Raw genomic sequence first — 23,629 nt, 5'->3', positions numbered from 1 at the left:
GATTAGAATGCCTTGAATTCTCCCCTGAAATACATTATAATAGTTTGAATTCATTTGGAGAAAGGGAGTTCATTATGAAATTTTACTCTTATGACTATGTATTGAGTCAGATCAGTCAGCAAAACTGGGTGACCATTGGGATATCTGGCTTGCTTGTTCTTCTGACTGGTTTTTTTGCGGTGAAAGCCTATCGGGAGAAGCACGATAGCAAATTCCGCGAATTATCTATTATCTCCATTTTAACTCTGGTGGCAGTGGTCTTGATCAGTATCAGCAATTTCCAAAATAGCCAAAGTAATAATGATCAGTTCCAACTCTCACTCCATTTTATTGAGGTCATCTCAAAGGAGTTGGATGTCAAAAAAGAAGATGTCTATGTCAATACTTCAGCAGCCACAGATGGGGCGATCCTGAAGGTTGGAGAGGTTTATTACCGAGCTATCGCAGGCTCTGACCCAGATAGCTACCTATTAGAAAAGATGGATCTGTATAAAACAGACGTGGAACTTGTGGAGGTGAACAAATGACAGTAGATTTTTTAGCCATTTTGATTAAATTAGCTATCGGCTTGATTTCCTTGGTATTTGTAATCAATGTGACCGGGAAAGGAAACTTAGCACCAAGTTCTGCAGTAGACCAGATACAGAACTTTGTTCTTGGGGGAATTATTGGTGGGGTCATCTACAATAGCTCCATTACCATTCTTCAATACATTGTGATTCTCTTGATGTGGACTATTTTGATCTTACTCTTAAAATGGCTCAATACCAATGTCCGTTTTATGAAGCACTTGATCGATGGCAAACCAACTGTCATTATCAAAAATGGGAAGCTTGATCCGGAAGCTTGTCGATCCAAGGGACTTTCTGCTTCAGACGTTGCCTTGAAATTGCGTTCACAAGGAATTTTCCAATTAAAGGGAGTGAAACGAGCTGTCATTGAACAAAACGGTCAAATGATCGTTGTCCGTGCGGGGGATGAAAATCCTAAATACCCAATCATTACGGATGGTGTGGTTCAGCTTGAAATTTTGGAAACAATTGGGAAAAGTGAAGAGTGGTTGCTAGCTGAATTGGAAAAAGAAGGCTATGACAACGTTTTGGATATTTTCATTGCTGAGTATGACAAAGGAAAAATCAATGTTGTGACTTATTAGAAAAAAAGATTGGGCGAGCATGTCCAATCTTTTTTCTTCATAAAATTCCAGGAAAGGTCCCTTCCTTTTCTTGAGATACTCTTGGAAAAATAGTAAAATGTAAAGTAAGTGTTGATTAGAAAAGAAGGATAGAACATTTCATGAAGAAGAAAATACGGAAGTTTGAGAATCATTCGATAACACGCAGACTCTATCTGCTGTTTAGTTTGATTTGCCTTCTTTTTTTGGTTCTGATTGCCCGACTTGGCTATATGCAGATCTCTCACCAAGCCTACTATACGGATAAATTGGCAAAAGCTACGAAAAAGACGGTCAAACAAGGAAGTGTGCGAGGGCAAATCTATGATGCTTCTGGTAAGCCCTTGGTGGAAAATGTGGGAAAACAAGTCCTGACCTTTACGCGCGATCGTAAAATGACGGCACAAGAAATGCGAGAGACAGCTGGGAAACTCTTACAGTATGTCGACGTAGAAAATCCTCAAGTGACTGAACGACAAGAAGTGGATTACTATCTAGCTAATACCAAGGTCTACCAAGAGGTCGTGGAACACCTACCTGAGAAAAAGAAATTTGATACCGATGGCAACCGCCTGCCGGAAGCCAAGATTTATCAAGCAGCAGTGGATAGTATTGATCCTTCAAAGCTCGGCTATACAGATGATGAGAAAAAGATTATTTATCTCTATAGCCAGATGAATGCGGTAGAGAATTTTGCGACGGGGATCATTACGACACAGGCACTAGGAGCTGAGCAGATTGCGACCATCGCTGCGGACAGTCAGGACCTTCCGGGAATTGCCATCACGACTAGCTGGGACCGCAAGGTTTTGGACACTCCTTTAGCTTCTATTATTGGAAACGTATCGACCGAGCAGGCGGGGCTTCCAGCAGAAGAGGTTGAGGACTATGTCAAAAAAGGTTATGCTCTCAATGACCGGGTTGGTACGTCTTATCTCGAAAAGGAATACGAAAACGTCCTTCAAGGCAAACGCAGTGAAAAAGAAATTCTCCTAGATAAAAATGGCAACATGGAGAAAGTGGTCGACGTTTCAAAAGGGGCCAAAGGAGAAAACCTCAAGCTCTCGATTGATTTGGATTTCCAAAAAGGAGTGGAAGATATCCTTCGCTCCGCCTTTAGCGCAGAGTTGCAAGCTGGAAATGCGACCTACTCTGAAGGTGTTTATGCCGTAGCTCTGGAGCCCGATACAGGGAAGGTCCTTGCCATGGCAGGGATTAAACACCAGGCTGGTAGTCAAGATCTATCAGCAGATGCGTTGGGAACAGTGACCAACGTCTTCGTTCCAGGATCTGTGGTCAAAGGAGCAACCTTGACTTCTGGATGGGAAAATGGAGCCATTTCTGGGAATCAGGTTCTGACCGATCAGCCGATTGTTTTTGCAGGATCCGCTCCTATCAATTCTTGGTTTACCCAATACGGTAGTCGTTCCATCAATGCGGTAGAAGCTTTGGAATACTCTTCTAATACCTATATGGTCCAAATTGCCCTTAAGATGATGGGGCAGCCTTACACTCCAAACATGACCTTACAAGTGGATCAGGTTGAACCTGCTATGAAAAAACTGCGCTCTACTTTTGCGGAATATGGTCTTGGAACGTCAACGGGGATTGACCTTCCCAATGAATCGACCGGTTTTATTCCAAAAGACTATACAGTCGGTAATTATTTGACCAATGCCTTTGGTCAGTTTGATAACTATACACCGATGCAATTGGCCCAGTATGCGGCAACCGTTGCAAATGATGGGAAGCGGGTGAGTCCTCATGTCGTCGAAGGCATCTATGACAATAATGATCAAGGGGGCCTTGGTCAGTTGAAAAAAGCGATCGAAACCAAGGAGCTCAATCAGGTCCATATCTCAGCGGAGGACATGGCTTTGATCAAGCAAGGGTTCTACCAGGTTGCGAATGGTACGAGTGGGTTGACGACAGGGAAAACCGTCGGACAAGGTGCTAGTGTCTCCATTAGTGCCAAGACCGGTACGGCCGAAACCACAGTCGATGGAGGCAAACAAGCCATTAATACCAATGTGGTGGCTTATGCACCGTCAAACAATCCAAAGATTGCGGTAGCAGTAGTCTTTCCACATAATACCAATCTACAAGCGACGGTTAGTCATTCCATTACGCGTGACATTATTAACTTATACAATCAGAAACACCCCATGAATTAGAAAGGAAACTATGCTTTATCCAGCACCTATTGCAAAATTAATTGACAGCTATTCGAAGTTGCCAGGAATTGGGATCAAAACAGCGACTCGTCTGGCTTTTTACACCATTGGTATGTCAGATGATGATGTCAATGAATTTGCCAAAAACTTACTCAATGCCAAGCGTGAGCTGGGGTATTGCAGTATTTGTGGCAATTTAACCGATGAAGAAACCTGCGAGATTTGTCGAGATGAAACGCGGGATCCATCCCTCATTCTTGTTGTAGAAGATAGCCGGGATGTATCTGCTATGGAAAATATCCAGGAATACCATGGCCGCTATCATGTCTTACATGGCTTGATCTCGCCCATGAATGGCGTGGGACCTGATGACATCAATCTCAAGAGTTTGATTAGTCGCTTGATGGATGGAACAGTCACAGAGGTCATTATTGCGACCAATGCAACAGCAGACGGGGAAGCGACATCTATGTATATCTCGCGCGTGCTCAAACCTGCAGGGATCAAAGTAACACGTTTGGCACGTGGTCTAGCAGTTGGAGCCGATATCGAGTATGCGGACGAAGTGACCTTGCTTCGTGCGATCGAAAATCGGACAGAATTATAAGAGAAGTTCTTTCGAAAGGGCTATCATTGTGGTATACTATCAAGTAAGAAATCAAGGGAACAATTAGGGAGAAACTATGAGTAAACAAGACTTAATCCTGTTGTATGGCGGACGTAGTGCAGAACGTGAAGTTTCTGTTCTTTCAGCAGAAAGCGTGATGCGCGCAATTGATTACCAAGCATTTTCGGTTCAAACCTACTTTATTACGCAGTCAGGAGATTTCATCCAGACGCAAGCTTTTGAAGAGAAACCAGCGGATGATGAGAAATTGATGACCAATGAGACAGTGGACTGGTCTAAAAAAGTGGCACCATCTGCGATTTACAAGGAAGGAGCAGTAGTCTTTCCAGTTCTTCATGGACCAATGGGAGAAGATGGTTCCATTCAAGGCTTCTTAGAAGTCTTGAAGATGCCTTATGTCGGCTGTGGCATCCTAGCTTCCAGTGTTGCGATGGACAAGATCACGACCAAACGGGTCTTGGAGTCTGCTGGAATTCCTCAAGTTCCTTATGTAGCTGTAGTGGAAGGCGATGACGTGGTTGAGAAAATTGCTACAATTGAAGCGACTCTCTCTTATCCTGTCTTTACCAAACCATCCAATATGGGCTCTAGTGTTGGGATTTCAAAATCTGAAAACCAAACAGAGCTTCGGACTGCTCTCGAATTGGCCTTCAAATACGATAGCCGTGTCTTGGTAGAGCAAGGAGTCAATGCGCGTGAGATCGAAGTTGGACTGCTTGGAAACTATGATGTGAAGAGTACCTTGCCAGGTGAAGTTGTGAAAGATGTGGCCTTCTATGATTATGATGCCAAATACATCGACAACAAAATTACCATGGCGATTCCGGCTCAATTGGACCCTGAGGTTGTGAAAACCATGCGGACCAACGCAGAAAAAGCCTTTCGTGCGATCGGTGGTCTAGGTTTAGCGCGTTGTGATTTCTTCTATACCGATAAAGGAGAGATCTTCTTAAACGAACTCAATACCATGCCAGGATTTACTCAATGGTCTATGTATCCCTTGCTTTGGGACAATATGGGACTCAACTATACAGATTTGATTACCAAGTTAGTAGAGCTTGGAAAAGAAGTCTTCCAAAAACACGAAGCGCATTTGTTGTAAGAAAAGAGAGAGTGGGACAGAAATCGGTCATTCGTTAGAATTCGATTTCGTCGTTCCACCTCCGCACAGTTGAGTAGGCCTGTATAAGCTGATGAAATCAGCGTATTAGAGCCCACTCAACCACTGCGTCTTGCTCGACAATCCAAAAACAATCAAGAGGCTAGGACTTCTGTCCCAGCCACTTTTTTTGTGGTCTAGAATATGGTATAATGAGAAGAATTTGATAGGAGCGTCCAAATCTTTGAGGACGTTACGGAGAACTGAGGAGTCGGATATGAATCTCACATTACATGAAGTTGCTCATCTAGTACGTGCAAAAAATGATATCAGCCAATTTGAAGATGTGACCCTCGTCAAGCCGGAATTTGACAGTCGTTTGATTGGGCCTGGAGACCTGTTTGTTCCTTTAAAGGGAGCGCGTGATGGTCATGACTTTATTGAGACTGCTTTTGAAAATGGAGCCGTAGCCACTTTTTCAGAGAAAGTGATCGAAGGCCACCCTTATATTTTGGTGGAAGATGTGCTGAGCGCTTTTCAAACACTAGCTGCAACCTATCTTCAAAAGACAAAAGTAGATGTTTTTGCAGTAACGGGGTCAAATGGTAAAACCACCACAAAAGATATGTTGGCACAGCTTTTGTCCACCACCTACCTGACCTATAAAACACAAGGAAACTATAATAACGAAATTGGTCTTCCTTATACGGTTTTGCATATGCCAGAAGGGACGGACAAACTCGTCCTTGAAATGGGGCAAGACCATCTAGGAGATATCCATCTCTTGTCAGAACTGGCGCATCCCAAGGCTGCTATTGTCACCTTAATTGGGGAAGCCCATTTGGAATTTTTCAAAGATCGAAGCGAGATCGCAAAAGGAAAACTCCAAATTGCGGATGGCATGCCAGAAGGTGGCCTTCTGGTGGTTCCAGCTGATCCGATCGTGAATGCCTACCTCCCTGAAAAACAAAAAGTGGTCCGCTTTGGTCCAGACGAGGAGATTTTTATTACCGAGTTAATCGAGCGAAAGGATAGCTTAACTTTCCGTGCTAATTTCTTAGAAGAAGCCATTGATCTACCAGTAACAGGAAAATACAATGCGACCAATGCCATGATTGCAGCTTATGTTGCCCTGCAAGAAGGAGTGAGCGAAGCGGCGATTCGTGATAGTTTTGCTACCTTGCAATTGACGCGCAACCGCACGGAATGGAAAAAGGCCAGTAACGGAGCAGATATCTTATCCGATGTCTACAATGCTAATCCGACGGCTATGCGCTTGATTTTAGAAACCTTCTCGACTATTCCTGCGAATCCAAATGGCCGAAAATTAGCCGTCCTTGCAGATATGAAAGAACTAGGGGAGCAATCTGTAGATCTGCACAACCAAATGATCCTCAGCCTCTCGCCGGATGTCTTGGATACCGTTATTTTCTATGGGCAAGACATTGCGGGCTTGGCTCAATTAGCGAGTCAGATGTTCCCACTTGGACATGTCTATTATTTCAAAAAAACAGCTGAGGAAGACCAGTTTGAGGACATGGTCAAACAAGTCAAGGAAAGCTTAAAAGAGCAGGACCAAATCCTCATCAAGGGAAGCAATTCCATGCATTTAGCCAAATTGGTAGAGGAATTAGAAAAAGCCTAGCAAATGTGAAGGAAGTTATACAAAAATAGGCTACTATAAACTAAAGGAATAGAAAAATGACATTTTGGGATTTATTGATTACGAACCAAAAATCAGCCCCGCCTGAGTTTGGGCTCTGGTATTTCATTCTGCCAGCTTCTTTGTTGGTGGTTGGCTACTTTTCCATCAAATATGCACAGTCTAAAAGCTACCAACGCTTTTGGTATTGGGCGCAGTTGATCCAAGTCTTGACTATTAATGCTTGGTATATTCTCGCCCACATGCCTTTGACAGATAATTTACCCTTTTATCATTGTCGCTTGGCTATGCTTGCGATCCTCTTTGCTCCTAGAGGGACCTATATCAAGCAATATTTTGCCTTGTTGGGTGTTCTAGGATCCATTGCGGCTTTGGTTTATCCGGCCTTTGACCCCTTCCCATTCCCCCATATTACTGTACTCAACCTGATTTTTAGTCACTGGGCCTTGTTTGCCAATAGTTTGATTTACCTACAGGATTTTTATCAGTCGGAAAAACAGGACACCTTACGGATTGTTAAGATCACCTTTGGTATGAATGCAGTCATCTTTTTGGTTAATCTTTTGACCAGAGGAGATTACGGCTTCTTACGACGTCCACCAATCATTGGAGACCACGGTGCTCTTTTGAACTACCTCTTGGTCAGCATCGTGATGGTGGCTGGTATTTGCTTGGTCAACCAGCGCTACAAATACAAGATGGTTGAAGAGACTGTCGTTTCGCGTTCGGAATAGAAAAAAAGAGTAGATGAGGGAAAGAAATCATGGCACTTTGGGACTTATTTTTCACTAGTCAACCAACATCCCCTCCTCAATTGGGGGCTTGGTATTTCTTATTGCCGACTTCATTGGTAGTAGTGGGAGTTCTGTCCGTTCGATTTGCTTCTTCCAAAGGTTATCAAACCTTTTGGTATTGGGGGCAATTGATTCAGTTGCTCATTATAAACTCGTGGTATATTGCAGCACATTTGCCTTTTTCAGAGAGCCTGCCCTTCTATCATAGCCGGATGGCCATGTGGATTATCCTTTTGGCCCCCAAGGGAAGCTTCAAGCAATATTTTGCCCTCGTGGGAGTCTTTGGCTCCATCATGGCCTTGGTTCATCCCGTCTTTTATCCCTATCCTTTTCCTCATGTATCCTCGATTAACAATGTCTTTGGTCATTGGGCCCTCTTGGCCAATTGCTTGATCTATCTGGTTCAATCCTACCAGGTGGAAGAAGGGGCCGTTTGGAAGATTTGTCAGATGACCTTTGGGGTCAATGCCATTATTCAGCTCGCTAATCTCGCAACAGGTGGAAATTATGGCTTTATGCGTCGTCCTCCTGTGCTAGGTGACCATGGTCTTGTTCTCAACTATTTGATCGTGACAGTACTCATGACGGGGACACTGATCCTCATCAATACTATCGTTCAGTACAGTAAGAAAAGAAGAATACCTGAATCTGTTTAAATAAGGAGACTTTATGCATCATTTTTTCACTACAGAATCAACAGCACCACCAGCAATCTCAGCACTTTGGTATAGTGTGATGGTCTTGTTAATTGTGACAGCGATCATGATGTCACTTCGCTATTATCAGAATGAGCAATTTCGCAAATGCTTTCAATACTTACAAGGCTTCCAGTTAATTTGCTTGTATCTTTGGTATTTTGCCTACCACATTCCTTGGTCCAATAGCCTGCCTTTTTATCACTGTCGCTTGGCTATGTTTGCGGTCTTGTTTTTGCCAGACAGATGGAAAAGCAAACAGTTCTTTGCCTTGATGGGAGTGAGTGGAGCCATCTTTGCTTTGGGCTATCCAGTCTTTGATCCCTATACTTTCCCTCATATTACAAGTTTTTCTTTCCTCCTCGGACATTACTGTCTCCTCATCAATTCCTTGATTTATCTCATGAGATGGTATGATCGAAACCTCTTAAAAAATAGTCAGATTGTTCTCTATACCTTTGCCTTAGATTTATTCCTGGTTGGAGTCAATCAATTGACGGGAGGAAATTACGGCTTGATGGCCCGCCCTCCGATTATGAGAGGGGATAAGGTGTGGCTCAATTATCTGGTTGTATCCAGTATTTTAGCCCTTGCTTTATTACTCTTTAATCAGTTCTTCAGTCGCAGAAGTGAGCGGGTGAAAGTGAGAAAATAAAAATGATTGAATTAGACTAGAATCTACGGATTTTAGTCTTTCTTTTTGCTCTCAAAGAAGAATCATCGTTGAAAAAAGTGCCTATTTTCGCTATAATAGGACAGATAGAGAAATTGAGGAGAAATCCGATGTAGAGATGAATTTGTAAATTTATCAAAAAATAAGAAGAGAAAGAATTAGGAACATGAACGTACAAGAAGAAATCAAAAAACGCCGTACCTTTGCCATCATCTCCCACCCGGATGCTGGTAAAACGACGATTACAGAGCAGTTGCTCTACTTTGGGGGAGAGATTCGGGAAGCCGGTACTGTCAAAGGGAAGAAAACAGGAAACTTTGCTAAATCCGACTGGATGGACATTGAGAAACAACGTGGGATTTCGGTAACCTCATCTGTCATGCAGTTTGACTATGATGGAAAACGCGTTAATATCCTTGATACCCCAGGGCACGAGGACTTCTCAGAAGATACTTACCGGACCTTGATGGCGGTGGATGCGGCGGTTATGGTCGTAGACTCTGCCAAAGGGATCGAGGCTCAAACCAAGAAATTATTTGAGGTTGTGAAACACCGTGGCATTCCCGTCTTTACCTTTATGAATAAGCTGGACCGTGACGGTCGTGAGCCACTGGATCTCTTACAAGAATTGGAAGAAGTCTTGGGAATCGCCAGTTACCCAATGAACTGGCCGATCGGAATGGGAAAAGCCTTTGAGGGACTTTACGATCTTTATAACCAACGTTTGGAACTCTACAAAGGGGATGAACGCTTTGCGAGTCTAGAAGATGGAGACAAGCTCTTTGCTAACAACCCATTCTATGAGCAAGTAAAAGATGATATCGAACTCTTGCAAGAAGCTGGAAATGACTTTTCAGAAGAAGCGATTTTAGCTGGTGAATTAACTCCTGTCTTCTTTGGTTCAGCTTTGACTAACTTTGGGGTGCAGACTTTCTTGGAAACCTTCCTCAAGTTTGCTCCAGAGCCACACGGCCACAAGAAGACAGATGGGGAACTTGTCGATCCTTATGATAAGGATTTCTCAGGATTTGTCTTTAAGATTCAGGCCAACATGGATCCTCGTCACCGCGACCGGATCGCCTTTGTGCGGATCGTATCTGGCGAATTTGAGCGTGGGATGAGCGTCAACCTGCCTCGTACTGGTAAGGGCGCTAAGTTATCTAACGTGACTCAATTTATGGCCGAAAGCCGTGAAAATGTCAGCAATGCTGTAGCAGGAGACATCATCGGGGTTTACGATACCGGGACTTATCAGGTTGGAGATACTTTGACAGTGGGCAAAAACAAGTTTGAATTTGAACCACTGCCAACCTTTACACCTGAAATCTTCATGAAGGTATCTGCCAAGAATGTCATGAAGCAAAAGTCCTTCCACAAAGGGATTGAGCAATTGGTGCAAGAAGGAGCTATCCAGCTCTATACCAACTACCAAACAGGTGAATACATGTTGGGTGCCGTCGGGCAACTTCAGCTTGAAGTCTTCAAACACCGGATGGAAAATGAATACAATGCAGAAGTGGTCATGAGCCCAATGGGTAAAAAGACCGTTCGCTGGATCAAACCAGAAGACTTAGATGAGCGCATGTCTTCCAGCCGAAACATCTTGGCCAAGGACCGCTTTGATCAGCCAGTCTTCCTCTTTGAAAATGACTTTGCCCTCCGCTGGTTTGCGGACAAGTATCCAGACGTTGAGTTGGAAGAAAAGATGGGATAAGGAACGTTTTCAAAACCGATCCATAACAATAGAATAAGAAAACGGATAAGATCCGTTTTCGCTTTTAAAGGAGAAATGATGGGATTATTAAGTGGTTTGATGGGCAATGCCTCTCAAAAAAATGTTGACAAAGTAGAAAGAGATCTAGAAGATATCTTGGTGCCTGGAGAGCAAGTTACTCTCGCTTTTAGCCTGATTCGTGATTTAATCGTCTTTACAGAGTTTCGTTTGATTTTGGTGGATAAGCAAGGAGTAACAGGAAAGAAAACATCCTACAAATCCCTTCCTTATCGCTCGATCTCTCGTTTTTCAGTGGAAACTTCCGGTCATTTTGATTTGGATGCTGAATTAAAAATCTGGGTCTCTTCTGCAGTGGAGCCTTCAGAAGTGTTACAATTCAAGAGTGACAACAGCGTCATCGAAATCCAGCAAGCATTAGCCAGTGCAGTCTTTAAATAAAAAAATCATTTTGATAGAGAACAGTTGAGAAAGGAGACGGAATGTTTATCGATAAACAATTGGGTCAAGATCGGAAATGGATCAATATCGACTCGGATTTGATTGCTGAAAATTCATATCTTTATAAAAAATACGATATTGACAAAGAAACCATTGAGTACGCGATGGATAAGAACGAACGTGCCCATATGGATTATAATCGAGAAAACGGAACGATCACCTTTATCTACAATGTATTGGATTTAGAAAAGGACAAGGAATACTACGAAACCATCCCCATGACCTTTATCGTTCAAGATACGCGACTCGTGACCATCAGTAACCAGGACAATGCCTATATCATTGAACAAATGGTTCGTTATTTGGAAAGCCATGAGGAGCTGTCGATCTATAAGTTGCTTTTTGCAGGTCTTGAAATGATCAGTAATGCTTATTATCCGATTATTGATCGCTTAGATAAGCACAAAGATGAACTCAATCGTTTGCTTCGAAAGACAACGACGACCAAGAATCTTTATGCCCTGTCTGACCTTGAGACCGGTATGGTGTATCTGGTCGCGGCAGCCAAGCAAAATCGGATGTTGCTAGAACATATCAAAGCACATGTCATTTATCGCAGGATGAATGATGTTGAAAAAGAGCAGTTTGATGATGCCATGATCGAAGCGCGTCAGTTGGTTTCAATGACCGAGTTGATTTCCAATGTCTTACAGCAGTTGTCTGGATCATACAACAATATCCTAAACAACAACTTGAATGACAACTTGACAACCCTAACCATCTTTGAAGCCTTGTTGGCGGTCTTAGCCGTTATCACCGGTTTCTTTGGAATGAATATCCCTCTTCCGATGACAGAGGATCCCAATGCTTGGATCTATGTATCCGTATGTAGCTTTATATTATGGCTCATTTTGGCAAAGGTCATGCGGTGGATTGTGAAAAAAAGATAAAAAAAAAGAGGCTTGGAGAAATCCGAGCCTCTTCGTATCTAGAATAATCTGAGAAATAGGAACCATCTAGACACCTGCCCTCCTCTCCAAAGAAGGGGCAGTGTGAATAGTTCATCGACTGTACAAATCTTCTTGGAAATAGTAGGAGTAGATTTAATAGTACTGAGTGGTTCTAAATAAATCAGAACTTAGAATAAATCGTTGAATCAGATAAAATGATCCTATTTCTTTATACAGAAATATTTTAGATACTAACTGTATTATACATATTTATTTGTAAAAACGCAAGATAAGAGCTACCAAAAAAATAAAAGTTTTCCCGAATTTTTTATGCTCCTATGATGAAGTATATTAGATGGTCGCAAGAAGAAAAGCAGTCCTGGCCTGGCTTTGCGTCACTTTTCTGATTTCAAGCGATCCAGGATTTTTTCCTAAAAAATAAAATTAATCTCCTTTGACTATCATTTGCCTCTTCATTATGTTATACTAGATAAGTTGCAAACTTGTATGAGAGAAATGGTGGGGAGACTGAACAGATGGAAGGCTTCTGTTCGAAAGAAGACTCCCGCAAATAGGATCATGTTGCCTATTTGTTTGAAAAAACGATTCTAGTCAACAACATCCGTTAGGACGCAAAACATTTTTCTCTAAAGAAAATGTAGTCTTAAACAGACGGACTAGTTTTTCTTTAGATGAGTCTTGCGACAGGTAACCGGGAAGATGACTTCCTATGCAATCAGTGCGTATTCGCATTGAAAGAAGTTTGATAAAGTGGCTTCGCACCACTTTTTAGAAAGAAGAAAGAATTGAAATTCAATGAATTTAACTTATCTGCTGAATTATTAGCAGAAATCGAAAAAGCTGGCTTTGTAGAAGCAAGCCCCATCCAAGAACAAACTATTCCTTTGGCCCTTGAAGGAAAAGATGTCATCGGCCAAGCGCAAACAGGGACCGGTAAAACGGCTGCTTTTGGTCTTCCAACTTTGGAGAAGATTGATGTCGATAATACTGTGATCCAAGCTCTTGTTATTGCCCCAACGCGTGAGTTGGCGGTTCAAAGTCAGGAAGAACTCTTCCGTTTTGGACGCAGCAAGGGTGTTAAAGTCCGCTCTGTCTATGGTGGATCAAGCATTGAAAAGCAAATCAAAGCCTTGAAGTCAGGTGCTCATATCGTTGTGGGAACCCCTGGACGCTTGCTAGATTTGATCAAGCGCAAGGCCTTGAAACTTAATCATATTGAAACCTTGATCTTGGACGAAGCAGATGAAATGCTCAACATGGGCTTTTTGGAAGATATCGAAGCTATCATTAGCCGTGTTCCAGAAACACGTCAAACTCTTCTCTTTTCAGCAACGATGCCAGAAGCCATCAAACGCATTGGTGTTCAGTTTATGAAAGAACCCGAACACGTTAAGATTGCGGCCAAAGAATTGACAACTGATTTGGTCGATCAATACTATATTCGTGTCAAAGAAGGCGAAAAGTTTGATACCATGACTCGATTGATGGATGTCGAGCAACCTGAACTTGCCATTGTCTTTGGTCGGACGAAACGCCGGGTCGATGAATTGACTCGTGGCTTGAAGATTCGTGGTTTCCGTGCAGAAGGAATTCACGGAGATTTGGATCAAAACAAGCGTCTTCGAGTCCTTCGTGACTTTAAAAATGGAAACTTGGACGTCTTGGTAGCAACAGACGTTGCGGCACGTGGCTTGGATATTTCAGGTGTTACCCATGTCTACAACTACGATATCCCACAAGATCCAGAAAGCTATGTTCACCGGATCGGACGGACAGGTCGTGCTGGGAAAACAGGGCAATCCATTACCTTTGTTTCGCCAAATGAAATGGGCTATTTGCAAATCATTGAGAACTTGACCAAAAAGCGGATGAAGGGAATGAAACCTGCAACAGCAGAAGAAGCCTTCCAAGCGAAAAAACAAGTAGCGCTGAAGAAAATTGAGCGAGACTTTGAAGATGAAAAAATCCGGACCAACTTTGAGAAGTTTGGTAAGGATGCTCGCAAATTGGCTGCAGAATTCACTCCTGAAGAATTGGCTATGTATATTTTGAGCTTGACCGTTCAAGATCCAGACAGCCTTCCAGAAGTTGAAATTGCGCGTGAAAAACCATTGCCATTCAAACCATCCGGTGGTGGCTTTGGTGGAAAAGGCAAAGGTGGCCGTGGAAATGGCCGTCGTGGAGACCAACGTCGTGACCGCAATCGCAGAGATGACCGTGAAGGTGGACGCCGTGATTTCAAACGCAAGTCGAATAAAAATAGCCGAGACTTTGAGGGCAAAGGTAATAAACGTCCTCATCGCACTTCCAATGAAAAGAAAAATGGCTTTGTCATCCGCAATAAAGGGGATAAATAAATTCTAAAGACGGTCTAGCAATAGGCCGTCTTTTTAATGAAAATCAAATATACAAGGGTTAACTAGCTGTTAACCCTTGTATATTTATAAGGAGACCTAAATGATAACTGACTCTTTTAGAAAAAATGTATCATGATAAGGAGCATCCTAAAAAAGTCAGAAAACAGAAAGAATGGATTCCTAAAACGGAATGTTTCTGTTAACATATTAAGTCTACAATTATTTCTAAGCTTTGTCAAGAATTTTTTCTTATTTTTTAAAAAAATTTCACCAAAAATAAAAATTGACAATCTTAGCTAAAAGGTTATAATGAATATAATAACTATATTAATCATAAAGAGGTGGCGTCCATGGTGATTGCATTAAAAAACGATGATTTAGAAGTACAATGTAAGACATTTGGAGGGGAATTGAGCTCCATTCGTAATAAAGAAGGCGTAGAATATCTCTGGCAAGGGGATCCAGAGTATTGGTCGGGACAAGCGCCTATTTTGTTTCCAATTTGCGGCAGCGTTCGTAATGGCCAAGTACAGTATCATCTAAAAGATGGAGTGAAGACAGGTCAGCTGCCAAGACACGGTCTCATTAGGAAGAGAGAGTTTGAACTTAAAGAACAAACAGACAATCGTCTTGTCTTTGAAATCACCTCTAACGAAGAGAGCCTGCAAAATTATCCCTACCATTTTCGAGTTGAAATCGTTTATGAATTACAAGGGAAAGAAATCACTATCACCTATCGTATACAAAATCTAGAGTCTGATCAAGTCATGCCTTATTTCATTGGAGGGCATCCAGCCTTCAATTGTCCTCTTTTAGCAGATGAAGACTATGAAGACTACGAGTTGATTTTTGAAAAAAAAGAAAGCTGTAGCGTTCCTCTCTTGTTCACAGAAACTGGATTGGTCGATCGCCTGCAGCGGACGCCATTTTTCGATCATAAGCGTAGCCTACCTTTGCGACATGAACTATTTGAAAAAGATGCCATTATTTTAGATCAGTTAGCCTCTAAATCTGTGCAGCTCCTCTCGAAAAAATCCGGTAAAGGTTTGGAATTTGCCTTTGCAGATTTTGAGAATCTCGTCCTTTGGTCTACCAATAACAAGGGCCCCTTCATTGCCTTAGAGCCTTGGACAGGTATTTCTACATCTGCAGAAGAGGGGGATTTCTTCGAAGATAAAAAAGGTGTGATCCAGTTGGCTCCTCAAGAGACACAGAGTCACCAATACCGTATCACCATTTTGTAAATGAAAAACCGTTGGACTATGGAGTCCGACGGTTTTTTTTGATATAGTTTAGTTTTGCCTGGCGCGATTTCTTTTTAAAGAGAGCTTCGGCAGACATCGCAGAGGGTTTATCTGGATAGGATTCTTTGTAAAGAAGTTTAACGGGGAGGCGAGCCCGTGTGTATTTGGCCCCTTTTCCAGCATTGTGAGTCTTCAGGCGTTTTTCGACATCAGTGGTATAGCCAGTGTAGAGAGAGCCATCCGCACACTCTAAAACATACATGTAAGCCTTAGTTTCCATAGTAGATCTCATGAATCTCGTCTGTATAGCTGCCATCTTCATTGTGAATAAAGAGAGGAGGAAGAATTTTTAAACCATCCAGTGAGCCATCCTTGATCGCCTCAATCAATAACATATTCGCCTCTTTGGTCACTTTTGGATAGACAAACTGGATCCGCTTAGGTGCAAGATTGTAACGCTTCATGGTTTCGATGATATCTAAAAAGCGATCTGGACGATGGACCATCGCTAAGCGACCATTTGATTTGAGAACCCGCTGGGCCACATGGCAAATCTCATCTAAATTAGTGGTAATTTCATGCCGGGCTAAGAGGTAGTGTTCACTCTCATTGAGATTGGAATGCTCATCAACCTTGAAATAAGGGGGATTGCAAAGGATAATATCCACCTTACTCCCCTTGATATGTCGAGGGAGATGCTTGAGGTCATCGGTGATCATGGACATTTGCTGGTTCAAGCCATTGAGATCAATGGAGCGGGTTGCCATATCCGCTAGACGTTCCTGTATTTCGACACCAATGATCTGGGCCTCTGTACGAGTACTCGCAAAAAGTCCCACGGCCCCATTTCCAGCGCAGAGATCTACGATCAAGCCCCGCTTGGGCAATTTTGGAAAGCGCGAGAGCAGGACGCTATCCACGGAGTAACTAAAGACTTCCCGATTTTGTATGATTTTCACATCACTTGAAAAAAGTTGATTGACGCGCTCGCCGTCTTTTAATTCGATATCTGTCATGGCTCTATTATAGCATGAAAAGAGGCCTGGGGAAAGATGATAATTTTTAATATATTAAAATAATATTTTTTTGTAAAAACGCTTTCTTTTCTTATTTAAATATGTTACTATATATTAAAAAAGTGGGAGGTTTTGTAAATGAACAAAACGAAAAAATGGTTTGGCTTGGGGGTAACATTGCTTTCAGCAAGTATACTAGTAGCCTGTGGAAATACTAGTAGTAAGTCTGATGATACTTCAAAAGAAGCTAAAACAGAGAAAAAGGCATCTACTGAGAAGAGTAGTGAAAAGAAATCAACCTATGCTATTGGTGATAAGATTGTTTTTGAGAAACAAGCTGAGTATACTATTACAAATGTTGAATGGACTGATGAACGGAATGATTTTGATGAAACAAATCCCGATAAAGTATTAAAAGTAACTTATAATGTAAAAAATCTATCAGATAGTGATCTAGCAGTTGGGGTTGACATTGATCTATTTGTTGGTGGAAATAAAATGGAGACTTATCCTAATACAAATACAATGGGGTCAATTTCACCGGGTCGATCAATGGAAGGTGCTGTACAACATTTTGGTGTAAAAGGGGATGGCAAATTAGAACTTGAAATAAAACCATTTGCTGCATTTAATGAAAAACCTGCGATTGTTGCTTTTGATGCACCGTAAAAAAAGTTGAGAGTTTTTTCTCTCAACTTTTTTTAATCAAATTCATATTTTTGGAGAATCGTAGTGAGGATAAAGACTCCTGTAAAGATAGCCATCAATGCCAGATAAACTGGGAAAGTAGTGGCTGTAAGGAGGGAAATCTCGATTAAGTTTTTCAACACGACCGCAGATGCATAGAATCCTACTACAGAGAAGACGATGAGGAGGGCCCGCCAGATATTTAGTGGCAGGCAAGCACGGATAACGGATAGGAAACCGATGGATCCAAGTAAGTAGTAGGATACAGTAGACATATCGGCTGCAGACCAACCATGGCTTGCTCCCCAAAGGCGAATAAACAAGACACTAAAGACGACCATCAAGGCGCTTGGTAAGGCTAACAGAAGGGAACGTCTCAAGAAGTGTTTTTCAACCGGTTTGATATTGCGTTCAAAGGTCAACACAAATGGTGGGAATCCTTCGACGAATTGGTCGATCAGGGTGATTTGAATAGGGATGAAAGGGAAAATCAGCAAATAGTTGACGTTAAAGAAGAGAGCACTGGCAATACAGATGATAGCCAAGAGGAAGGAATAGATCGTTTTGATAAAGAAGATTGGGGCGATTCGTCCAATGTTATTCACCACACGACGGCCTTCAAAAAGAATTTCTGGAACGTCATTAAAGTCAGAGTTCAAAAGAACAATATTGGCAATTTGACGGGTTGCTGGATCTCCCTCAGCCATCACGATGGAGCAGTCTGCTTCGCGAAGAGCAAGGATATCATTGACACCATCTCCTGTCATAGCAGTCGTCCGACCAGCTGCTTTCAGGGTTTGGATGAGTAGTTTTTTCTGGTGAGGAGACACACGCCCAAAGATAGCTGTTTCTTCTGCTTGATCCACTAATTGATCATCAGAAATTTTTGAACAATCGATGTAGTTCTCATAATTTGTGAAGCCAGCTTGTTGAGCGATATAAGAGACCGTCACAGGGTTGTCACCGGAGATGATTTTGAGATCCACTCCTTGAGAGCGCAAATACTCAAGAGTATCTGAAGCCCCTTCCCGAATGGGGTCTGTAATCTCAATAACCGCAATCCCTTCAAGATTTTCAGGTAGATTCAATTCCTGCATGCTGATTAGTTCTGAACTGTGAGCCAAGACGAGCACGCGCGATCCACGAGCTTGTGCTTCGACGACAGGAGCTGGATTTTCTTGAAGGAGCATTTCAGGAGCACCGAGAAAGACGGTTCCAAGGTTGGATAGGTGCATGGCTCCCCATTTCCGATCACTTGAGAAAGGAATAATGTTTTCCGCAGTATAAGCATGCTCCAACTCCCCATAAGCCTTGCGAATAGCTTGAGCAGTAGGATTGGTGTCCTCGCTATATTGCATGTAAGCAGAGAGGATGACTTGGATCGTCTGTTCAGAAAAATGATCAGATAAGCTATGGAGAGTTTCAACTGTCATCTTCCCTTGGGTGATGGTACCGGTCTTATCAAGGCACAAGGTATCCACACGCGCCAGGGTTTCTACTGAGTACATTTCTTGGACAAGAACCTTGCGCATACCGAGCTTAATAACCGCTGTCAAAAGAGACGTAACTGTCAGTAAAGCGATTCCTTTTGGCAACATTCCCAGGAGAGCTGTGGAAGAATTCACGACAGAATCCTTGATTGGCAGCATCTTGATCAACAATGCTTCAAAGAAGAGGGCAAGGCCAAATGGAATGATAATTTTACCAGTGAAGCTTGAAATTTTCGCTAAGTTATAAAGAATACGCGAATTGATAGGCTTCAAGGTTTTAGCTTCCATCATCAGTTTGTTGGCATAGTTGTTTGCTCCAACTCGCTTGACACGGGCATAGACTTGACCACTGGCAATATAACTACCAGAAAGCAGTTCATCGCCAACTTCTTTTAAGACCAGATCACTCTCACCAGTCAGCATAGCCTCATTGGCTTCAGCGATACCAGACATGACTTCGGCATCACTAGGGATCTGCTCACCCGAAGATAAGAGCATTAAATCACCCAGAACAAGCTTTTCTGGTGGAATCGCATCTTTTTCCCCGTCTCGAATGACAGTCACTAGCTCACGACTCATGAGGTTGAGCTTATCAATCATCCGCTTGGCGCGCATCTCGGTCATGATCCCTGTAATGGCATTGAAGCAAATGACTGCAAAAAAGATCATATTGCTCCAGGCCTGTACAGCAGCCAAGGCCACGGCAATCACAAAGTTTAAGGTATTAAACAAGGTGAAGACGTTGCGCTTGATAATTTGCCAGGTACTGGTACTTGTATTCGTTGTAAAATCATTGGTTTGTCCGCGATCCATTTTCTTGCGGACTTCACTGAGGGACAAGCCCTTTAAATCAATAGTTTCCATAGACAATATGATATCATTTTTTTGAGAAAAAGACTATCTAGAATCGGTCCGCTGAGACATTTTTTATCTAAAAAAGGTTTGCGGTCAAAATCAGGATACGGTATAATAAGAAAGAACCTTTTACAGGATGGAATATCTTGTAGAGAGACGAATGAAATGGATTTGAGGAACAACTATGTTTTATACCTATTTACGTGGCCTTGTTGCCTTTATTCTTTGGGTTTTAAATGGGAATGCCCATTACCATCATAAGGACAATATTCCAGATCAAGAAGAGAACTACATCTTGGTATCCCCTCACCGGACTTGGTGGGATCCGGTCTATATGGCCTTCGCGACCAAGCCAAAGCAGTTTATTTTTATGGCGAAAAAAGAACTCTTCACCAATCGTATTTTTGGCTGGTGGATTCGCATGTGTGGGGCTTTTCCGATCGACCGTGAAAATCCAGGAGCAGAAGCCATTAAGTATCCTGTCAATATGCTGAAAAAGAGCAACCGTTCCTTGATTATGTTCCCAAGTGGAAGCCGTCATTCTCAAGACGTCAAAGGCGGTGTTGCCATCATTGCCAAAATGGCTAAGGTCCGAATCATGCCAGTGACTTATACTGGTCCAAGAGACTTGAAAGGGTTGGCAACGGGTGAACGCATTGATATGAACTTTGGACATCCCATTGATATCTCGGATATTAAAAAGATGAATGACGAAGGAGTGGCAGAAGTTGCCCGCCGTATCCAAGAGGAGTTTGACCGCTTGGATGCGGAAGCACAAGCGATCAACACCCCAACAAAACCTTTTATCTTGATTCGTTTGTTAAAAATCCTTTTGATTCCCCTTGTCTTAGTCGTTGGCATCTTGACCTTGCTCTTTAGTTACCTAGCCAGCTTTGTATGGGATCCAGACAAACATCGGAAAAATAAGTAAAAAAGCTGAGAGTTTTTCTCAGTTTTTTTTTATTTTTACGAATAATAAAAGTGAGAGGAGGTTTTTTATGGAGGATATCATCGAAAAAATCAAAGAATATAAGCTCTTTTTAGCTCTTACTGCTATCGGACTCTTACTTGGAGGGTATTTTCTTTTTCATCGACCTCAGTCAAGTGCATCCACCATACCGGATCTTTATCAGTCTTCTAGTTCAACTTCGAGCAAAGAAAAGGTGCAGACTAATAGTTTCAAAGAAGAAAAGACGGCGACTTCTGTGTCTGACGCATCCGAGATCATTACGGTCGATGTCAAAGGAGCCGTCAAACAACCAGGGGTCTATGAGTTGCGCTCCAATAGCAGAGTCCACGATGCTATTTATAAGGCAGGCGGGATGACAGCAGATGCCAATAGCCAATCGGTCAACTTGGCGCAAAAACTCACCGATGAAGCAGTGATCTATGTTGCTAAAGAAGGAGAGGATGTTCCAGTACTTGGAAGTTCAGAAAGTCCTGCAACTTCGTCAGCGCCAGCAGAAAAAACAGGCAAGGTCCATTTAAATCGAGCAACCGAATCAGATCTCCAGACAGTATCAGGCATTGGCCAGAAACGTGCCCAGGACATTATCGCCTATCGCGAAGCAAATGGTCCTTTTCGATCAGTGGATGATCTGAAGAATGTTTCAGGAATCGGAGAGAAAACACTGGAGAAACTAAGAGATGCTTTCACGGTGGATTAAAGACCTTCCTTTTTCGCTTGTCCATCTCGCCTTTGTGCTCCTATGGCTGTATTTTAGTATCTATCAACCATCTTGGCTTTCGATCAGCGGTCTAGTAGTAGTGGGAGTTTTAGCGCTTCATCACTATAAAGGGGAGCGCTCAAGTTTGCTAGGGCTTGCTTTAGCAACCCTTTGTTTTGCAGCCTTCTTTGTCTTTCAGCGAATACAGGATCATCCAGTACAAGCAGAAAGTCAGCCTCCATCCCACTTACGTCTGATTCCAGATACCATCAAGATCAATGGGGACGCCCTGTCTTTTCGTGCTAAAAACCAGGGAAGGACCTACCAAGTCTTCTACACTTTAAAATCAGAAAAAGAAAAACAGCAGTGGCAAAGTCAAACTCATTTGTTGGAGTTGACGTATAAAGGTGCTATAGAAGAGCCAGAAGGGCAGCGAAATTTTAGAGGATTTGACTATCGGTCTTATTTGGAAACACAGGGGATTCACTATCAAATAAAAATTGAAGCGATCCAATCCGCACTTCCTAGACAGACTTGGAATGTTTTCGATTGCCTATCTCAATGGAGGCGCCAAGCCATTGTTTGGAGCAAGGAGCACTTTCCGCAACCGATGAACCAGTATATGACCGGCCTTCTTTTTGGCTATTTAGATACGGATTTTGAAGAGATGGATCAGCTTTACACGAGTTTAGGAATCATCCATTTATTCGCCTTATCTGGGATGCAGGTCGGCTTTTTCATCAATGGGATCCGGAAAGGTCTCTTACGTCTAGGAATCTTGCAAGAAACAGTTGATATCTGGATGGTTCCAATTTCTTTGGTCTATGCTGGCTTGACCGGTTTTTCAGTTTCAGTGGTTCGCAGTCTCTTGCAGAAGATCCTCTCTCAAAAGGGGGTCCGAGGGATGGAGAATATGGCGATGACCTTGCTGCTCTTAATGTTGCTCATGCCCAAGTTTCTCCTGACAGCTGGAGGGGTCTTGAGTTGTGCCTATGCCTTTATTTTGACCTTGGTAGATACCAGTTCTTATTCAGGACTGAAAAAGGTACTAGTGGAAAGTTTCTGGATTAGCCTGGGGATTTTGCCCCTTTTGACCTATTACTTTAGTGTCTTTCAACCGTGGTCACTCCCTTTAACCTTCCTCTTTTCTTTCTTATTTGATCTTGTCCTTCTTCCAGGTTTAACGGTGCTATTTATCTTATCGATTCTAAAGCCCCTTACAATTTTTAACAGTTTCTTTCTTCTTATAGAGGAGTGTATTCGTTGGATTTCAAAGCTCACGTCGCTACCTTTGGTATTTGGTCAGCCGACGGGACCAGCTCTGATCGCTCTCTTCCTTCTTTTAGGGATCTTGTATGATCTTCGAAAGCAAAAAAAACGTCGTTTCCTGTTAATAGTCATGATTCTACTCATCTTTTGTTGGACCAAGCATCCCTTAGAAAATGAGATTACCATGGTGGATATCGGTCAAGGAGACAGTATCTTTTTACGCGATTGGAAAGGAAGAACCATATTGATTGATGTCGGTGGACGTGTCACTTTTAAAAGTGGAGAAAAGTGGCAAGAGCGCAGTCAATCTGCCAATGCGGATCAAACCTTGATTCCCTATCTCAAGAGTCGAGGTGTTGGAAAACTTGATGCTTTGGTCTTGACTCATACAGACCAGGACCATATGGGTGATATGGTGGAGGTTGCCAAACAAATCCCAGTTAAAAAAGTGTATGTCAGTCCAGGTAGTCTAACTAATTCTCAATTTCGAGAGAAATTGCAACAGCTTCATAGTCCGATTAAAGTAGTCCAGAGAGGAGATCAACTACCTATTTTTGATCATCATCTAGAAGTCTTATCCCCTGATGAAGTGGGGGATGGTAAAAATGATGATTCGATTGTCCTCTATGGGCAGTTCTTTCAGAAACGATTTTTGTTCACGGGTGATTTGGAAGAAGCTGGAGAGAAAAAACTATTGAAAAACGATCCACAATTACAAGTAGATGTCTTGAAAGTAGGCCACCACGGTTCTAAAGGTTCCTCTAGTGATGTGTTTTTAGATCAGTTACATCCTCAGTTGGCCTTGATCTCTGTTGGAAAGAAAAATCGCTACCAACATCCCCATAAAGAATTGCTCGATCGTCTAGAGGAACGCTCTATTTCTTATCTTCGTACCGATGAAAGGGGAGCAATTCGCTTGATTGGGTGGGACCATTGGAGGGTAGAAACGGTCCACTAGAGACGAGGAGAGGTTTGCTTTCTATGCTGAAAATTGCTATTA

At 42.4% G+C, this 23,629-nt stretch carries 21 protein-coding genes; 18 read left to right on the top strand and 3 right to left on the bottom strand.

Annotated elements, in window-relative coordinates; all coding sequences use genetic code 11:
• Window positions 1–74: 74 nt before the first annotated feature.
• The 14 genes from HMPREF2917_RS05815 to HMPREF2917_RS05750 all read left to right on the top strand — a co-directional run bounded on the left by HMPREF2917_RS05815 (window position 75) and on the right by HMPREF2917_RS05750 (window position 15,645).
• Window positions 75–527 (top strand): DUF3290 family protein, encoded by a 453-nt coding sequence (locus tag HMPREF2917_RS05815; RefSeq protein WP_070589498.1) that lies wholly within the window; start codon window positions 75–77, stop codon window positions 525–527.
• The gene (locus tag HMPREF2917_RS05810; protein WP_049515494.1) at window positions 524–1,156 is read left to right on the top strand and encodes a DUF421 domain-containing protein; all 633 of its coding nucleotides are present in this window, start codon (window positions 524–526) and stop codon (window positions 1,154–1,156) included. Before HMPREF2917_RS05815 ends, HMPREF2917_RS05810 begins: the two co-directional genes overlap by 4 nt.
• Window positions 1,157–1,296: 140 nt before the next feature.
• Window positions 1,297–3,348, top strand: a complete 2,052-nt coding sequence (gene pbp2b / locus HMPREF2917_RS05805; protein ID WP_070589496.1) for a penicillin-binding protein PBP2B — start codon at window positions 1,297–1,299, stop codon at window positions 3,346–3,348.
• A gap of 10 nt (window positions 3,349–3,358) precedes the next feature.
• Window positions 3,359–3,955, top strand: a complete 597-nt coding sequence (recR, locus tag HMPREF2917_RS05800; protein ID WP_049506633.1) for a recombination mediator RecR — start codon at window positions 3,359–3,361, stop codon at window positions 3,953–3,955.
• Between the two features lie 76 nt (window positions 3,956–4,031).
• Window positions 4,032–5,078, top strand: a complete 1,047-nt coding sequence (locus tag HMPREF2917_RS05795; protein ID WP_070589494.1) for a D-alanine--D-alanine ligase — start codon at window positions 4,032–4,034, stop codon at window positions 5,076–5,078.
• Between the two features lie 274 nt (window positions 5,079–5,352).
• Window positions 5,353–6,720 carry a UDP-N-acetylmuramoyl-tripeptide--D-alanyl-D-alanine ligase gene (gene murF, locus HMPREF2917_RS05790; RefSeq protein ID WP_070589492.1) on the top strand — a complete coding sequence of 456 codons (1,368 nt, stop codon included), beginning with the start codon at window positions 5,353–5,355 and terminating at the stop codon, window positions 6,718–6,720.
• Window positions 6,721–6,776: 56 nt separating this feature from the next.
• Window positions 6,777–7,472: a YwaF family protein gene (locus HMPREF2917_RS05785; RefSeq protein WP_021152856.1), complete on the top strand. Its 696-nt coding sequence runs from the start codon at window positions 6,777–6,779 to the stop codon at window positions 7,470–7,472.
• Between the two features lie 29 nt (window positions 7,473–7,501).
• Window positions 7,502–8,188 carry a YwaF family protein gene (locus HMPREF2917_RS05780; RefSeq protein ID WP_070589490.1) on the top strand — a complete coding sequence of 229 codons (687 nt, stop codon included), beginning with the start codon at window positions 7,502–7,504 and terminating at the stop codon, window positions 8,186–8,188.
• Between the two features lie 13 nt (window positions 8,189–8,201).
• Complete coding sequence (locus HMPREF2917_RS05775; RefSeq protein ID WP_070589488.1) at window positions 8,202–8,882, top strand: YwaF family protein; 681 nt, start codon at window positions 8,202–8,204, stop codon at window positions 8,880–8,882.
• 184 nt (window positions 8,883–9,066) lie between these two features.
• A complete protein-coding gene (locus tag HMPREF2917_RS05770) occupies window positions 9,067–10,614 on the top strand; it encodes a peptide chain release factor 3 (RefSeq protein ID WP_070589486.1) in 1,548 nt (515 codons plus the stop codon).
• Window positions 10,615–10,692: 78 nt separating this feature from the next.
• On the top strand, window positions 10,693–11,073 hold the full coding sequence (locus HMPREF2917_RS05765; RefSeq protein ID WP_003015210.1) for a PH domain-containing protein: 381 nt from the start codon (window positions 10,693–10,695) through the stop codon (window positions 11,071–11,073).
• Window positions 11,074–11,114: 41 nt separating this feature from the next.
• Entirely contained in the window at window positions 11,115–12,023 is a 909-nt protein-coding gene (locus tag HMPREF2917_RS05760; RefSeq protein WP_013903291.1) for a magnesium transporter CorA family protein, read from the top strand.
• Window positions 12,024–12,829: 806 nt separating this feature from the next.
• A complete protein-coding gene (locus tag HMPREF2917_RS05755; RefSeq protein WP_070589484.1) occupies window positions 12,830–14,401 on the top strand; it encodes a degradosome RNA helicase CshA in 1,572 nt (523 codons plus the stop codon).
• 350 nt (window positions 14,402–14,751) lie between these two features.
• A complete protein-coding gene (locus HMPREF2917_RS05750) occupies window positions 14,752–15,645 on the top strand; it encodes an aldose 1-epimerase family protein (RefSeq protein ID WP_070589482.1) in 894 nt (297 codons plus the stop codon).
• A gap of 16 nt (window positions 15,646–15,661) precedes the next feature.
• On the opposite strand, the gene HMPREF2917_RS05745 is transcribed toward HMPREF2917_RS05750, so the two are convergent.
• On the bottom strand, window positions 15,662–15,925 hold the full coding sequence (locus HMPREF2917_RS05745; RefSeq protein WP_049472126.1) for a GIY-YIG nuclease family protein: 264 nt from the start codon (window positions 15,923–15,925) through the stop codon (window positions 15,662–15,664).
• Window positions 15,915–16,661, bottom strand: coding sequence for a tRNA1(Val) (adenine(37)-N6)-methyltransferase (locus tag HMPREF2917_RS05740; protein ID WP_070589480.1), 747 nt, complete (start codon window positions 16,659–16,661; stop codon window positions 15,915–15,917). The genes HMPREF2917_RS05745 and HMPREF2917_RS05740 overlap by 11 nt, the downstream gene beginning before the upstream one ends.
• Window positions 16,662–16,799: 138 nt before the next feature.
• On the opposite strand from HMPREF2917_RS05740, the gene HMPREF2917_RS05735 reads away from it, so the two are divergent.
• Complete coding sequence (locus HMPREF2917_RS05735) at window positions 16,800–17,330, top strand: DUF4352 domain-containing protein (protein ID WP_070589478.1); 531 nt, start codon at window positions 16,800–16,802, stop codon at window positions 17,328–17,330.
• Between the two features lie 32 nt (window positions 17,331–17,362).
• On the opposite strand, the gene HMPREF2917_RS05730 is transcribed toward HMPREF2917_RS05735, so the two are convergent.
• Window positions 17,363–19,702, bottom strand: coding sequence for a cation-translocating P-type ATPase (locus tag HMPREF2917_RS05730; RefSeq protein WP_070589476.1), 2,340 nt, complete (start codon window positions 19,700–19,702; stop codon window positions 17,363–17,365).
• Between the two features lie 175 nt (window positions 19,703–19,877).
• On the opposite strand from HMPREF2917_RS05730, the gene HMPREF2917_RS05725 reads away from it, so the two are divergent.
• The 3 genes from HMPREF2917_RS05725 to HMPREF2917_RS05715 all read left to right on the top strand — a co-directional run bounded on the left by HMPREF2917_RS05725 (window position 19,878) and on the right by HMPREF2917_RS05715 (window position 23,587).
• Window positions 19,878–20,624 (top strand): lysophospholipid acyltransferase family protein, encoded by a 747-nt coding sequence (locus HMPREF2917_RS05725; protein ID WP_049472129.1) that lies wholly within the window; start codon window positions 19,878–19,880, stop codon window positions 20,622–20,624.
• Between the two features lie 67 nt (window positions 20,625–20,691).
• Window positions 20,692–21,360: a helix-hairpin-helix domain-containing protein gene (locus tag HMPREF2917_RS05720; RefSeq protein ID WP_070589474.1), complete on the top strand. Its 669-nt coding sequence runs from the start codon at window positions 20,692–20,694 to the stop codon at window positions 21,358–21,360.
• Complete coding sequence (locus HMPREF2917_RS05715) at window positions 21,341–23,587, top strand: DNA internalization-related competence protein ComEC/Rec2 (RefSeq protein ID WP_070589472.1); 2,247 nt, start codon at window positions 21,341–21,343, stop codon at window positions 23,585–23,587. Before HMPREF2917_RS05720 ends, HMPREF2917_RS05715 begins: the two co-directional genes overlap by 20 nt.
• Window positions 23,588–23,629: the final 42 nt, after the last annotated feature.

Origin of the sequence: Streptococcus sp. HMSC061E03 (assembly GCF_001813505.1) — a bacterium.
Taxonomy (GTDB): domain Bacteria; phylum Bacillota; class Bacilli; order Lactobacillales; family Streptococcaceae; genus Streptococcus.
The sequence above is the reverse complement of the archived record's forward strand: the minus strand, read 5'-3'. Positions and strand labels throughout refer to the sequence as shown.

Bases quoted from the DNA above. Each gene is read 5' to 3' on its own strand.
- HMPREF2917_RS05815 (WP_070589498.1), top strand. From the start codon at position 75: ATGAAATTTTACTCTTATGACTATGTATTGAGTCAGATCAGTCAGCAA.
- HMPREF2917_RS05810 (WP_049515494.1), top strand. From the start codon at position 524: ATGACAGTAGATTTTTTAGCCATTTTGATTAAATTAGCTATCGGCTTG.
- pbp2b (WP_070589496.1), top strand. From the start codon at position 1,297: ATGAAGAAGAAAATACGGAAGTTTGAGAATCATTCGATAACACGCAGA.
- recR (WP_049506633.1), top strand. From the start codon at position 3,359: ATGCTTTATCCAGCACCTATTGCAAAATTAATTGACAGCTATTCGAAG.
- HMPREF2917_RS05795 (WP_070589494.1), top strand. From the start codon at position 4,032: ATGAGTAAACAAGACTTAATCCTGTTGTATGGCGGACGTAGTGCAGAA.
- murF (WP_070589492.1), top strand. From the start codon at position 5,353: ATGAATCTCACATTACATGAAGTTGCTCATCTAGTACGTGCAAAAAAT.
- HMPREF2917_RS05785 (WP_021152856.1), top strand. From the start codon at position 6,777: ATGACATTTTGGGATTTATTGATTACGAACCAAAAATCAGCCCCGCCT.
- HMPREF2917_RS05780 (WP_070589490.1), top strand. From the start codon at position 7,502: ATGGCACTTTGGGACTTATTTTTCACTAGTCAACCAACATCCCCTCCT.
- HMPREF2917_RS05775 (WP_070589488.1), top strand. From the start codon at position 8,202: ATGCATCATTTTTTCACTACAGAATCAACAGCACCACCAGCAATCTCA.
- HMPREF2917_RS05770 (WP_070589486.1), top strand. From the start codon at position 9,067: ATGAACGTACAAGAAGAAATCAAAAAACGCCGTACCTTTGCCATCATC.
- HMPREF2917_RS05765 (WP_003015210.1), top strand. From the start codon at position 10,693: ATGGGATTATTAAGTGGTTTGATGGGCAATGCCTCTCAAAAAAATGTT.
- HMPREF2917_RS05760 (WP_013903291.1), top strand. From the start codon at position 11,115: ATGTTTATCGATAAACAATTGGGTCAAGATCGGAAATGGATCAATATC.
- HMPREF2917_RS05750 (WP_070589482.1), top strand. From the start codon at position 14,752: ATGGTGATTGCATTAAAAAACGATGATTTAGAAGTACAATGTAAGACA.
- HMPREF2917_RS05745 (WP_049472126.1), bottom strand. From the start codon at position 15,925: ATGGAAACTAAGGCTTACATGTATGTTTTAGAGTGTGCGGATGGCTCT.
- HMPREF2917_RS05740 (WP_070589480.1), bottom strand. From the start codon at position 16,661: ATGACAGATATCGAATTAAAAGACGGCGAGCGCGTCAATCAACTTTTT.
- HMPREF2917_RS05735 (WP_070589478.1), top strand. From the start codon at position 16,800: ATGAACAAAACGAAAAAATGGTTTGGCTTGGGGGTAACATTGCTTTCA.
- HMPREF2917_RS05730 (WP_070589476.1), bottom strand. From the start codon at position 19,702: ATGGAAACTATTGATTTAAAGGGCTTGTCCCTCAGTGAAGTCCGCAAG.
- HMPREF2917_RS05725 (WP_049472129.1), top strand. From the start codon at position 19,878: ATGTTTTATACCTATTTACGTGGCCTTGTTGCCTTTATTCTTTGGGTT.
- HMPREF2917_RS05720 (WP_070589474.1), top strand. From the start codon at position 20,692: ATGGAGGATATCATCGAAAAAATCAAAGAATATAAGCTCTTTTTAGCT.
- HMPREF2917_RS05715 (WP_070589472.1), top strand. From the start codon at position 21,341: ATGCTTTCACGGTGGATTAAAGACCTTCCTTTTTCGCTTGTCCATCTC.